The sequence below is a fragment of the Sphingobium sp. genome (assembly GCA_035196065.1).
GTDB classification, from domain to species: domain Bacteria; phylum Pseudomonadota; class Alphaproteobacteria; order Sphingomonadales; family Sphingomonadaceae; genus Sphingorhabdus_B; species Sphingorhabdus_B rara.
Genome location: CP136575.1, coordinates 818,661 through 831,339 on the forward strand (window position 1 = coordinate 818,661; position 12,679 = coordinate 831,339).

A 12,679-nucleotide genomic window follows, 5' to 3' on the forward strand; every position below is an offset into this window, starting at 1 on the left:
GCGGTGCAGCTTGGGTTTTGCGGGGGGCTGGCCTATAGTCCCGCCATGAGTGAAAACACCCCCAGCGGCGATAGCGCGGCCAATCCCAATCAGAACAGTTATGGCGCAGACAGCATCAAGGTGCTGAAGGGCCTTGATGCCGTGCGCAAGCGGCCAGGCATGTATATCGGCGATACCGATGACGGCTCGGGCCTGCATCATATGGTGTTCGAAGTGTCGGATAACGCTATTGACGAAGCGCTGGCCGGGCATTGTGATCTGGTGCTGATCGAACTGAATCCTGATGGCTCGGTTTCGGTCGAGGATAATGGTCGCGGCATCCCCACCGACATGCACAAGGAAGAGGGTGTTTCTGCTGCTGAAGTGATCATGACGCAGCTTCATGCTGGCGGTAAGTTCGAAAACACTTCTGACGATAATGCCTATAAGGTTTCAGGTGGGCTCCATGGCGTCGGCGTTTCCGTTGTGAACGCCCTGTCTGAATGGCTTGAGCTTACCGTCTGGCGCGAAGGCAAAGAGCATTGGATGCGTTTCCGCCACGGCGATGCGGAAGCGCCGCTCAAGGTTGTCGGCGATGCGCCGGTTGTAGACGGCAAGCCGAAAAAGGGCACGCGCGTCACCTTCCTTGCATCCACCGACACGTTCAAAAATGTTACCGAGTTTGATTTCGAGAAGTTGGAGCATCGCTATCGCGAACTCGCTTTCCTCAATTCGGGTGTGCGTCTCTTGCTGCGCGACAAGCGCCATGCCGACATTGCCGAGCATGATCTTTATTATGAAGGCGGGATCGCCGCCTTTGTGAAATATCTTGATCGTAACCGGTCGCCGATCATTCCCGAACCGATTGCAATATCGTCAGAACGTGACGGTGTTGGCATCGACGTCGCGCTCGAATGGAATGACAGCTATTACGAAAACGTCCTCTGCTTCACCAATAACATCCCGCAGCGCGATGGCGGCACCCATCTTGCCGCTTTTCGTGCGGCGCTGACCCGCACCATCAACAATTATGGCGAAAAGTCGGGCATCCTCAAAAAGGAGAAGGTGAACCTTACCGGTGAGGATATGCGCGAGGGGTTGACCGCAATCGTTTCGGTCAAATTGCCTGATCCCAAATTCTCGTCCCAGACCAAGGACAAACTGGTCAGTTCCGAAGTGCGCCAGCCGCTGGAAAGCCTGATGGCGGACAAGATGGTTGAATGGCTGGAGGAAAATCCCGGCCATGCCAAGACGCTGATCCAGAAGATCATCGACGCTGCCGCTGCGCGCGAAGCGGCCCGCAAGGCCCGTGAAGCAAGCCGAAAGAGCGTGATGGGCGTTGCCTCTTTGCCGGGCAAGCTTGCTGATTGTCAGGAAAAAGACCCTGCCAAATCCGAACTGTTCCTGGTCGAGGGTGATTCGGCAGGTGGCTCCGCCAAGCAGGGGCGTGACCGCCATTATCAGGCAATCCTGCCGCTGAAGGGTAAAATCCTGAATGTCGAGCGAGCACGGTTTGACCGCGTGATTTCATCGAAGGAGGTCGGCACGCTGATCCAGGCGATGGGCACCGGTATTCGCGACGATTTCAACCTCGACAAGCTGCGCTATCACAAGATTGTGATCATGACCGACGCAGATGTCGACGGTTCGCACATCCGCACTCTGCTGCTCACCTTCTTCTACCGGCAGATGAAGCCGATTATCGAGGCGGGCCATCTCTACATCGCACAGCCGCCGCTCTACAAAGTGGCCAAAGGACGGAACGAACTTTACCTCAAGGATGATACTGCGCTCGACAATTATCTGGTCGAAACAGGGCTTGGCGGGCTGACTCTGGAAGGCTCGGTCGGCAGCATCAGTGGGCAGCCGCTTGCGTCCTTGGTCGACCATGCCCGGCGGATGCGCAGCCTCATGGCCTATGTGCCTAGGCGATTTGATCCTGCCATCATCGAGGCGCTGGCTTTGAACGGTGCGTTGGCGCCCGAACTGGAAGGCGCGGCACGTGAAGCAGCTGTGGCTGCGGCGGCACGCTGGCTCGATGCCATCGACACCGAAAATAAATGGACGGGCCGGGTCGCTGAAGAGGGCGGTTATCATTTCGAGCGCACTTGGCGCGGGGTGACCGACCATCACATCATCGAACGCAGTTTCCTGGTCAGCGCGGAAGCGCGCAAGCTGCACAAGCTGGCGGACGAAGAAGCGGCGCGTTATGCCGCGCCTGCAAAGCTGGTGAAATCAGCGGCACAAGCCGCAGAGCCCGAGGTGGAGGTTGCCGAAACCGACGAGGCCGAAGCCGCAACGACGACAACGGCGCGCAAGGCCCCTGTCGAAACGCTGGTCACCCGTCCGTCGGAACTGCTCGACGCGGTTCTTGCCGCCGGACGCAAGGGGCTGTCGATCCAGCGCTACAAAGGCTTGGGCGAAATGAACGCCGAACAGCTTTGGGAAACCACGCTTGATCCCAATGTCCGCTCGCTGCTTCAAGTGACCATTGAGGATAGCCAGGAAGAAGGCGAAATCTTCGAAAAACTGATGGGTGATGTGGTCGAACCGCGGCGCGATTTCATTCAGGAAAACGCACTGAACGTCGCCAATCTCGACGTTTAACGTTCGCCTTCGATCAGGGGCGGCTCTTCGGGACGCGCCTTTCGAACTAACCGGTCTTTCACCAAATGCAATTCGGTGCAGGATCGTTCGAGTGCGGTCCATTGCTCGGCCATGGCACGGGTTTCGCTGGCATCCAGTTGTGCCTGAAAAATCTGGAGCAAATTGCCCAGATCGCGATTGACCGTGGCGGCTTTGCCGTCGGGGGCAAAGCCGGTTGCGGCCCGGGCATAATCCTGCGCCGCGGCCTTTTGCGAGGCGCGCGCCAGTTCATCGCCACGTGCAGCTTCGATTGTGTGAAAGGCCGCGCAAGACAGCAGGCTGCCATAAATCTCCTGCCGCTCATCGATATTCACTGTGGCGGGGGCTGCATCAGCGGGCGAGACTGCCGGCGTTGACAGCAGCAGTAACAATATTGGAAGCATGATCATGCTTCGTTCCAGCATAAGGCGGATGGACGGTCGATGAACAGCCTCATTCCGCCAAAGCCGATGCCAGCCAATAGGGGAGCGTGGCAGTGTCGAGATCCTCGACCCGCATATGCACAACTGCATAGCCAAGTTCGGGATAATCGATCCGCAACCGCTTCGGATCGGCATCGGCAGAGCGCACCACGATCAGCCGCCGGTTCACTTTTTGGCGCCAATTCATTCGCGCGGTGTTTTCCTGCCCCACATAACAGCCCTTGGTGAAGGAAACGCCGTTCAGTTCCGCCGCATTGGTTTCAAGCCACAAGGTCGCATCGCTGCCCAGTTCGGCAACGCCCTCCGTCACGCCAAGCGACAGGCGATTGGCGCGATAAAATGCGCTGATATCGACATCGTCATCATTCACCGGTGCGATCCAGCGGACGCCAAGCTCCGATAGCCGTGGATCTACCGGCCTCCCTTCGGCGGCTACAGCCCAAAAGACACCGAGTGCGGGATCGACGCTGATCGCAATCTTGCGCCGCAGACGGTAGATTGAAAGCCGTTTGGCCAGCGCCTCTGCCTGCGCGGTTTCGCAATCGATCAGCACATCATCGGGCGCATCGGGATCGGCCCAAAGGATGAAATCGAAAAGCGCCTTGCCCTGCGGGGTCAGAAGGCCCGCCCAGCGGGGAAATTCCGGTTTAACATCCTGTGTGATCAGGCCCTGCAGAAACGCGCGGACATCTTCCCCCGCCTCCTGCGGAGACATACGGATTACGCTACGATCGAACAAACGGGGTGCAGACATGGCTTACAAATAGGCAGCGCTTTGACTAAAGGGAAGCCATGACCGATAGCCTCACGATCCGCCGCCCCGACGACTGGCATGTTCACTTGCGCGATGGCGCCATGCTGAAAGGCGTTGCCCATCATACCGCCCGGCAATTTGCCCGTGCGATCGTTATGCCCAACCTCTCGCCGCCGGTGACCACCAGCGCTGCAGGTGCGGCCTATCGCGAGCGCATTCTTGCGGCTCTGCCGGAAGGCATGGCCTTCGAACCGCTGATCACCTGCTATCTCACCGATAATCTTGATCCTGAAGAAATTGCGCGTGGCCATGGCGAAGGTGTGTTCACGGCAGCCAAGCTATATCCGGCGCACGCCACAACCGGCAGCGCGCATGGCGTAACCGACATTGCCAACATTTATTCCGTGCTTGAACGGATGCAGGCGATCGACATGCCGCTTCTGATCCATGGCGAAGTAACCGACCATGAGGTTGATATTTTTGACCGGGAAGCAGTGTTCATCGAACGTATCCTGACCAAGGTGGTGCGCGATTTCCCGCAATTGCGCATTGTTTTCGAACATATCACAACCAAGGATGCGGTTGATTTCGTGCGCGATAGCGGGCCCAATATCGCAGCAACGATCACGCCGCAGCATCTACACATCAATCGCAACGCCATGTTTGCCGGCGGCATCCGTCCGCATGCTTATTGCCTGCCGGTTGCAAAGCGTGAATTTCACCGGCTGGCGCTGCGCGAAGCGGCGGTATCGGGCAATCCGAAATATTTTCTAGGCACGGACAGCGCGCCGCATTCCCTGTCGGCCAAGGAATCCGCCTGCGGATGTGCAGGCATTTTCAATGCGCCGTTCGCGCTTGAGAGCTATGCGCTGGTATTTGAAGAGGAAGGTGCGCTTAACCGGCTCGAAGGTTTTGCCTCGATCCACGGTCCCAATTTCTACAAGCTGCCGCTCAACGAAGGCACGGTGACGCTGCGCAAAATGGCAACGCCGGTTCCCCAAAGCCTGGATTGCGAAGGCACGCCGGTATCGCCCTTTCATGCGGGCGAAGAGATTGGCTGGCGCTTTGAAGGTTAGGTCTGACGGCCGGCGTGCATGCGGCGCAGCGCATCCCAACTGAAAATTGCCAGTGCAAACCAGATCAGGCCAAAGCTGATCGCGCGCGTTGTGGTCAGCGGCTCATCATATAAAATGACGCCGCAGAAAAATTGGATCGTCGGTCCTACATATTGGATGAAACCCAGCGCGCTATAATCCATGCGTCGGGCCGCCGTTGCAAAAAGCAGAAGCGGAATGGCGGTGATGGCACCGCCTGCAATCAGCAACCAATTCGTGCTACTGTCACTGCCCCAGCCCGGGTGCGGACCGCTGGATGCGAACCAGAATGCGGCGGCCATCGCAACCGGCAGCAACACTGTGGTTTCGATTGCCAGCCCGGGGACCGATCCCACAGGTGCCATTTTGCGGACAAGACCATAGATACCGAAACTGGTCGCAAGGCTCAGGCTGATCCACAGCGTATCCAATGCGTCCGCGCCCATTACTGCGACGCCGACCATTGCAACGGCAACCGCGATGGCCTGCGTCTGGTTGAGCTTTTCTTTCAGGAACAGCGTACCGATCAAAATGTTGAGCAGCGGGTTCAGATAATAGCCAAAGCTCGCTGCCAGAATTTGCCCATTATTGACGGCCCAGACATAGACCAGCCAGTTGATCGAAATCAGTATTGAACTCGCCAGCATCCAGCGCAGCAGCGGCCATTGCGATAGCACCGCGCGATATTCGCCCAGCTGACGGCGCACGGCCATGATCCCAAGCAGCAACGGCACTGCCCAGATGACCCGATGCGCAATAATCTCCAGCGCGGGGACTGTGGACATCTGGCGGAAAAAGACGGGCATGAAGCCCCATATCGTATAGGCGCCAAGGGCTGCGGCGAGCCCGCCTCTATCGATTGGCGATGGGCTTGGGGTTTCGGGCTTGCTCAGAACAGTCCGCCGCCGAGCCAGAGCCGGATCGCGCAGATCGCAGCAACGACGAGGCAGAAATTGCGGCCGCCATTCTTTTCCGATGCAAAACCGAAAGCCACGCCAATGCCGGCGATCGGCAGGATAATCCAGTTCAGCCAGCCCAGAAGCGGGATGAAGGCGGGAATCGCAAAGAGAAGTGCGACCAGTCCAAACAGATATGCAATGATATTGGCCATGGAGCCAAGTCTAGGCCTTCGCTGCGGCGATGGCAAGCCGGTGCTCCTTACTATCCAGTCGTGGTCTGGAACCGGACTGGCAGAGTTTTAAGGCCCCCGACGAAGGTCGAATTCGCACGCTTCGGTTCCCCCGCCAGTTCAATCGCGTCGATCCGGTCGAGCAGTTCTTCGAACAGAATGCGCATTTCCAGCCGAGCCAGATGCAGCCCAAGGCATTGGTGCGCGCCTGCGCCAAAGGCAAGATGCCGGTTGGGCGATCGCGCCGCGTCGAAGCGGCGCGGATCGGCAAAGACACTGTCGTCATGATTGGCGGCGACATAGCTGAGCATCAGCCAATCACCCTTGGCGATTTTCTGTCCGGCGATTTCGACATCCTCTGCGGCTGTCCGCATGAAATGCTGCACGGGCGTGGACCAGCGAATAGCCTCTTCGACGACACCTGCCAGCAGCGAACGGTCGGCTTTCAACCGCGCGAATTGTTCCGGATCCTGCGCCAGTGCATGCATGGCACCGGCGGTTGAGGCTGATGTGGTATCGTGCCCTGCGCTCGCGACAATGATGTAATAGCCTGCCATGTCACGATCATTGAGCGGCGCGCCATCAACCGTTGCATTGGCAATCACGCTGGCGACATCCTGTGTCGGCCGCGCGCGTTTTTCTGCAGCGAGTGCCGCAAAATATTCTTCGAAGCTTTTGACTGCGCCGGCGACAAGCTGGGTAATTTGGTCGGCGGTCATTTCTGCCCGGCCCGATTTGTTCAGATCCTCATCCTGCCCGCCGAACATTTGCTGCGTCAGGAACAGCATGCGCGCCTCGTCCGCTTCGGGCACGCCCAATATCTGCATCACCACATGCAGCGGATAGGGTGCGGCAACTGTCTGTACGAAATCAGCTTCGGGACCTGCTTCGATCAAGCGGTCGACGGTTTTCTTCGCCAGCGCTTTGATCTCCGCCTCGATCAGCTTGAGGTTTTTCGGCATGAACCATTCTTGGGTCAGCCGGCGATATTTCATGTGGATCGGCGCGTCGAAGACAACGAGCGAGTCGACCAGCATGTTGCTGCCCGTCACCGCCTTTGCAAATTCGATCGCGCTGCGAAAACTGAAGACGACCGGGCGAGGGTTGTTGAGGAAGGTCGCATTGTCCTTGGAAATGCGCATCACATCTTCATGGCGAGTGATCAGCCAGAAGGGATCATGAAATTCGTCATTTTCGACGCGCACCACCGGACTTTCACGGCGGAGCTGATCGAACATGTCGAGCGCCGCCGTCCAGTTGCCATAGACTTTCGGGTCGATGACGCGATGTGCATCTGCGCCGCGCAATACCGGTATTGTCTCGCTCATCGCTGCTCTCCCTCAGACGATCTTGCTGTCCGTTTTTCCCCAATATTCGTCACGCAGAAGCCGCTTGTAGAGCTTGCCGGTGGCGTGGCGCGGCAGTTCTTCCCGGAAGTCGATCTGCTTGGGCATTTTGACGCCCGACAGCGATTGCCGCAGGAATTCCCGCAGTTCGTCGGCCAGCGCATCACCCGCCTGCGTCATGTCGAGCGGCTGCACAACTGCGACCACTTTTTCACCCAGGTCTTCATCGGGTGCTCCGATGACCGCAGCGTCGGCGACCTTCGGATGGCTGACGAGCAAATTCTCGATTTCCTGCGGATAGATGTTTACCCCGCCGGAAATGATCATGAAGCTCTTGCGGTCTGTAAGGTAGAGAAAGCCTTCTTCATCCACCCAGCCCACATCGCCCAGCGTCGTCCAGCCATGCTTGTTGGTGGCGTCGCGGGTCTTGTCCGGGTCGTTATGATAGCTGAAACGGTTTTCGCTTTCGAAAAAGACCGCACCCTCGGTGCGCGGTGGCACTTCGTCGCCATTTTCGTCGCAAATATGGACAATGCCGAGCAGCGGCCGGCCGACCGTGCCTTTATGTGCCATCCAGTCGTCGCTGCCGACCACCGTCATGCCATTACCTTCGGTGCCGGCATAATATTCAATGATGACCGGGCCCCACCAGTTGATCATCGCTTCCTTGATCGGAACCGGGCAGGGGGCAGCGGCGTGTACCGCGACCCGCAGGCTGGATAGATCATATCGGGTGCGCACCTCTTCGGGTAGCTTGAGCATGCGAACAAAATGGGTTGGCACCCACTGGCTGTTCGTGATCTTGTACTGTTCGATGTAGCGCAGCGCCGCTTCAGGGTCGAATTTCTCCATCACCACCACGGTCGCGCCCAGCCGCTGCATTGCCATGCACCAGCGCAACGGCGCGGCATGGTAGAGTGGGGCAGGCGAGAGATAGACGCTGTCCTGCGTCGATTTGAATGCCATCGCAGTCAACATGGTCAGCGGATTGACGCCGGCGATATTGGGATCTTGGGGCAGCGGGATGCGCACGCCCTTAGGGCGGCCCGTAGTACCCGAACTGTAGAGCATGTCCGTGCCTGCACGCTCGTCTGCAATCGGCGTTTCGGGTTTGCCTTCCAATGCCGCCTGCAGCGATTGCCAAGCGCCGACAGGCGCATCTACGGTGAAGCGCGCAACTCCGGTGTCCAGCTTTTCTAAAGTCTCGCCCAGATAGTCCGATCCGAAGATTGCCTTCGCGCCGCTATCGGCAAGGATATAGTCGATTTCCGGCGCAGTCAGCCGGCTGGAGATCGCGACATAATGCAGGCCGGAACGCTGCGCGCCCCAGACCAGGTCGAAAAATTCCGTCCGGTTCTCCATGCAGATTGCGATCGTGTCGCCGATCGCAAGGCCGCGCGACCGCAGCAGATGGGCGACCCGGTTGGACCGCGCTTCAAGCGCGGCATAGCTGACCGTCTCGCCAGACCCGGCCATGATCAGCGCGGGCTTGTCGGGATGCGACTGTGCGAAAACGCTGATATGTGCCATGGCTGATCAGCTCCCGGTCCAGTTGGGTTTGCGCTTTTCGGCAAAAGCCGCTGCGCCTTCGCGGGCATCGTTGGTCGCGAAAAGATTGCCCAGCGTTTCGGTCTGTTTCTGCCACATTTCCGCTTCGTTCCATTCGCCAGATTCGACGACCACCTGCTTGGATTTCTTGACGGCCAGCGGGCCGTTATCTGCGATGGTGCGCGCCAGTTCGATGGCCGCATCCAGCGCTGTGCCGCTGGTCAAGCGGTTGACAAGGCCAAGATCATAGGCGCGTTTGGCGTCGATGAAGTCGCCTGTCAGCGCCAATTCCATTGCAATATGCGGCGGGATTTTCTTGGGCAGGCGCATCAGCCCGCCGGCGGCGGCGGCAAGGCCGCGCTTCACTTCTGGAATGCCGAATTTCGCATTTTCGTTGGCGACGATCATGTCGCAGGCGATGGCAACTTCAAGCCCGCCGGCCAAGGCATAGCCATCGACTGCCGCGATCAGGGGCTTCGCAGGCGATTTCTGGGTGATCCCGCCAAAGCCGCGTCCCGCGACAAAGGGGGTTTCGCCGCGCAAAAAGCCCTTAAGGTCCATGCCCGAGCAGAATGTCCCGCCCGCACCCGTGACGATGCCGACGCGCAAATCATTGTCGGCGTCCAACTGGTCGAGCGCGGCGGCGATTGCCTCCGATGCAGCCTTGTTCATCGCGTTTTTGGCGTCGGGCCGGTTGATGGTGATGATCAATATGCCATCGCGGACTTCGGTCAGTGCGTCGCTCATGGGGTCCTCTCCTTGGATTTTGGTTTATTTGGTTTTGGGTAGGCCGAGCACATGCTCGCCGATGATGTTCTTCTGTATTTCGCTGGTGCCTCCGCCGATCGTGGCGGAAAAACTGTTCAAATAAGCGCGATGCCAATAGCCGTCGTCAATTGCTTCCTGCTCGCCGACATAATAGCCTGCTTTTGTGCCTTGGAACTGCAGCGCAAACTCGGTGAGCTCGCGAACCAGTTCGGTGCGCGCCAGCTTGTTCATCAAGGCAAGGCCCAAAGGACGGTCGCGATTCAGGGGTGCCATACGACGGCGGCTATTGTTGAGGTTCAACGCCTGGATGTCGATCAGATAGTCGACCAGCTGGTCGCGGATCACCGGATCGTCGAGCACTGGCTTTCCGCCGCGCTTTGCCTCACGCGCCAGATCGACGATTGCCATCACGTCCATTTCCTTGACGAAGGAACCGCCCGCCAGATTGACCTTTGCGCCGCGTTCATATTCCAGCGTCTTCATCGCGACGAGCCAGCCTTGGCCCTCTTCACCCATTAGGCCATCGGCCGGAATGCGCGCATTATCGAAGAAGCATTGGACAAAGCCATATTCGCCGGTGAGTTTTTTGATCCGCCGCGTTTCCACGCCCGGGATCTTCATCGGGGCAAGGAAGAAGCTCAAACCGGCATATTTGTTCGGTGCATCAGGATTGGTGCGGGCAAGCAGGATCATCTGGTGCGCGCGGTCGCCCAGCGACGTCCAGATTTTCGAACCATTGATCACATAATCATCGCCGTCGCGCACGGCGCGGGTCTGCGCATTGCCAAGATCGCTGCCATGTTCGGGTTCTGAAAAGCCTTGGCACCAGATTTCTTCGGCGGCGAGCATCGGCTTGATGTAGCGTTTCTTCTGTTCTTCGGTGCCGATGTCGAGGATCAGCGGGCCGGCCCAGCCATTGCCAATGGCGTTAAGCATGATCGGCGCGTCATAATTTTTCATGATACGCGTGGCGATCCGCTGAAATTCCGGGTGCATGCCACGGCCGCCATATTCGGCAGGCCAACTCATCCCTAGATAGCCGGCCTCATAGACCTGATTCTGCCATTTTTGCAGGAAATCAAACTGCTGATCAGTCGACACTTCCATGAAGGTCAGCGGCAGCATGAACCCCGGATCGGCGACGGTGTTTTCCCGAAACCAAGCGTCGCACTGGGCTTCGAAGTCGGCAAGTTCATTTGCGGCAGGCTTGGTCATGCGCGATTCCTCTCCAGCCGTTTAATTGGGCAATTAAATCGGGGATTGCAATAAGCGAGCGCGCAAAAAAATCGCTATTTGAACAGGCTACCCAATATACCCCGGACCAGCGATTTGCCGAGGCTTCCCGCCAACTGCCGGCCGACAGATGTTGCAGCGGATCGCGCAGCCGATTGCACCATCTTTTCGGTCATGCTGGGCTTTGCATCCTCCCGTGCCTGCCGTGCCGCTTCGCGCGCCGCCTCCTTTGCCGCTGCCGCTTCTGCCTTGGCGCGTTCCTTGGCGGCGATGGCATCTGCCTTCACCTGTGCCTCAGCGGCTTTTGCAGCCTCGGCTGCGGCTGCAGCCTGTGCGCCCTTGGCCAGGATGATTTCCTCCGCCGATTCGCGGTCGATCAGCGCATCATATTTATCGCCAATGGCGTCAGTCGCGATCATCACGCCCCGTTCCTGCGGGGTCAGCGGGCCGGTACGGGATGCGGGCGGACGGATGAGGGTGCGCTCGACCGGCGTCGGGGCGCCATCAGCCTGCAAGACAGACACCAGCGCCTCGCCGACCTTCAACTCCGTGATCACCGTTGCCACGTCGATTTTCGGATTGGCACGAAAGGTTTCTGCTGCCGATTTCACCGCTTGCTGGTCGCGCGGGGTGAAGGCGTTCAGTTTATGCTGCACGCGGTTGTTGAGCTGGCCCGCGACGGTATCGGGTATGTCGATCGGATTTTGCGTCACGAAATAGACGCCGACGCCTTTCGAACGGATCAGGCGCACCACCTGTTCGATCTTCTCGACCAGTGCCTTGGGCGCGTCATTGAACAGCAGATGCGCCTCATCAAAGAAGAAGACGAGCTTGGGCTTGTCCGGGTCTCCGATTTCGGGGAGCTGTTCGAACAGTTCGGACAGCAACCAAAGCAGGAAGGTCGAATAAAGCTTCGGACTCTGCATCAGCTTTTCCGCGGCAAGGATGTTGATCACGCCGCGGCCCTTGTCGTCGGTGGCGATGAAATCATCGAGGTCGAGCGATGGTTCGCCAAAGAAATGGTCGCCGCCTTGCGAACGCAGCTGCAGCAACGAACGCTGGATGGTGCCGACGCTCTGTTTCGACACATTGCCGTAGATGGTCGTCAATTCATCGGCGCGATCCGCAATATTGACGAGCATCGCCTGCAAATCGTCAAGGTCGAGTAGCAGCAGACCCTCTTTGTCGGCGACATGGAAGGCGATGGTCAAGACGCCTTCCTGCACTTCGTTGAGGTCCATCAACCGTGACAGGAGCAAGGGGCCCATTTCCGAAATGGTCGTGCGCACCGGATGTCCGTTTTCACCGAACAAATCCCAGAACTGCACCGGATTTTCGGAATATACCCAGGCGTCATCGCCAATTTCTCTGGCGCGGTTGGCAAAGATTTCATGATTTTTCTGCGTCGCCGCACCGGCCATCGCCATGCCTGCAAGATCGCCCTTCACGTCGGACACAAATACCGGCACGCCATTTTTTGAAAAACCCTCGGCCATGACCTGCAGCGTGATCGTCTTGCCGGTGCCGGTCGCGCCTGCAATCAACCCATGGCGGTTGGCGCGTCTCCAGTTGATCGACTGGCGCGCACCTTCGGCGGTTGAACCGATGAAAAGGCCTTCATCACTCATTGGATTTGCTCCCGCTTTGGAACTTTCTTGCCAGTGTAAGGACAACAACGGCTGTCTGTTAAGGTCAAGCAATATCCGATCTCTCATCCTTGGCATTGCAGTGCGAGTGGCCCGGCTCTCGCCTGTATCGCT

The 12,679-nt window shown here is 58.3% G+C and carries 11 protein-coding genes; 2 read left to right on the forward strand and 9 right to left on the reverse strand.

Annotation, left to right across the window (positions count from 1 at the left end):
• Positions 1–45 precede the first annotated feature (45 nt).
• Positions 46–2,586, forward strand: a complete 2,541-nt coding sequence (gene gyrB, locus RSE16_03865; protein WRH76613.1) for a DNA topoisomerase (ATP-hydrolyzing) subunit B — start codon at positions 46–48, stop codon at positions 2,584–2,586.
• On the opposite strand, the gene RSE16_03870 is transcribed toward gyrB, so the two are convergent.
• Together RSE16_03870 and RSE16_03875 are read right to left on the reverse strand one after the other, a co-directional pair.
• A complete protein-coding gene (locus RSE16_03870; protein WRH76614.1) occupies positions 2,583–3,014 on the reverse strand; it encodes a hypothetical protein in 432 nt (143 codons plus the stop codon). The two genes, gyrB and RSE16_03870, sit on opposite strands and share 4 nt — an antisense overlap.
• A gap of 43 nt (positions 3,015–3,057) precedes the next feature.
• Entirely contained in the window at positions 3,058–3,801 is a 744-nt protein-coding gene (locus RSE16_03875) for a folate-binding protein (GenBank protein ID WRH76615.1), read from the reverse strand.
• Between the two features lie 38 nt (positions 3,802–3,839).
• Here RSE16_03875 and pyrC point away from each other — a divergent pair, with 38 nt between their 5' ends.
• Complete coding sequence (gene pyrC / locus RSE16_03880; GenBank protein WRH76616.1) at positions 3,840–4,877, forward strand: dihydroorotase; 1,038 nt, start codon at positions 3,840–3,842, stop codon at positions 4,875–4,877.
• Here the strand turns inward: pyrC and rarD are convergent.
• The 7 genes from rarD to RSE16_03915 all read right to left on the reverse strand — a co-directional run bounded on the left by rarD (position 4,874) and on the right by RSE16_03915 (position 12,547).
• Positions 4,874–5,845: an EamA family transporter RarD gene (gene rarD, locus RSE16_03885; protein WRH77292.1), complete on the reverse strand. Its 972-nt coding sequence runs from the start codon at positions 5,843–5,845 to the stop codon at positions 4,874–4,876. The genes pyrC and rarD overlap by 4 nt on opposite strands.
• Positions 5,785–6,006: a hypothetical protein gene (locus tag RSE16_03890; protein WRH76617.1), complete on the reverse strand. Its 222-nt coding sequence runs from the start codon at positions 6,004–6,006 to the stop codon at positions 5,785–5,787. The genes rarD and RSE16_03890 overlap by 61 nt, the downstream gene beginning before the upstream one ends.
• 50 nt (positions 6,007–6,056) lie before the next feature.
• Positions 6,057–7,352: a cytochrome P450 gene (locus RSE16_03895; GenBank protein ID WRH76618.1), complete on the reverse strand. Its 1,296-nt coding sequence runs from the start codon at positions 7,350–7,352 to the stop codon at positions 6,057–6,059.
• Positions 7,353–7,364: 12 nt separating this feature from the next.
• Positions 7,365–8,900: an acyl-CoA synthetase gene (locus tag RSE16_03900; protein WRH76619.1), complete on the reverse strand. Its 1,536-nt coding sequence runs from the start codon at positions 8,898–8,900 to the stop codon at positions 7,365–7,367.
• A gap of 6 nt (positions 8,901–8,906) precedes the next feature.
• Positions 8,907–9,665 (reverse strand): crotonase/enoyl-CoA hydratase family protein, encoded by a 759-nt coding sequence (locus tag RSE16_03905; protein ID WRH76620.1) that lies wholly within the window; start codon positions 9,663–9,665, stop codon positions 8,907–8,909.
• A 24-nt stretch (positions 9,666–9,689) separates the two neighbouring features.
• Positions 9,690–10,901 (reverse strand): acyl-CoA dehydrogenase family protein, encoded by a 1,212-nt coding sequence (locus tag RSE16_03910; GenBank protein WRH76621.1) that lies wholly within the window; start codon positions 10,899–10,901, stop codon positions 9,690–9,692.
• A 74-nt stretch (positions 10,902–10,975) separates the two neighbouring features.
• Positions 10,976–12,547: a helicase HerA-like domain-containing protein gene (locus tag RSE16_03915; GenBank protein ID WRH76622.1), complete on the reverse strand. Its 1,572-nt coding sequence runs from the start codon at positions 12,545–12,547 to the stop codon at positions 10,976–10,978.
• Between the last annotated feature and the right edge of the window lie 132 nt (positions 12,548–12,679).

Coding starts and splice junctions, on each gene's coding strand:
- gyrB (WRH76613.1), top strand. CDS start 46: ATGAGTGAAAACACCCCCAGCGGCGATAGCGCGGCCAATCCCAATCAG.
- RSE16_03870 (WRH76614.1), bottom strand. CDS start 3,014: ATGATCATGCTTCCAATATTGTTACTGCTGCTGTCAACGCCGGCAGTC.
- RSE16_03875 (WRH76615.1), bottom strand. CDS start 3,801: ATGTCTGCACCCCGTTTGTTCGATCGTAGCGTAATCCGTATGTCTCCG.
- pyrC (WRH76616.1), top strand. CDS start 3,840: ATGACCGATAGCCTCACGATCCGCCGCCCCGACGACTGGCATGTTCAC.
- RSE16_03890 (WRH76617.1), bottom strand. CDS start 6,006: ATGGCCAATATCATTGCATATCTGTTTGGACTGGTCGCACTTCTCTTT.
- RSE16_03895 (WRH76618.1), bottom strand. CDS start 7,352: ATGAGCGAGACAATACCGGTATTGCGCGGCGCAGATGCACATCGCGTC.
- RSE16_03900 (WRH76619.1), bottom strand. CDS start 8,900: ATGGCACATATCAGCGTTTTCGCACAGTCGCATCCCGACAAGCCCGCG.
- RSE16_03905 (WRH76620.1), bottom strand. CDS start 9,665: ATGAGCGACGCACTGACCGAAGTCCGCGATGGCATATTGATCATCACC.
- RSE16_03910 (WRH76621.1), bottom strand. CDS start 10,901: ATGACCAAGCCTGCCGCAAATGAACTTGCCGACTTCGAAGCCCAGTGC.
- RSE16_03915 (WRH76622.1), bottom strand. CDS start 12,547: ATGAGTGATGAAGGCCTTTTCATCGGTTCAACCGCCGAAGGTGCGCGC.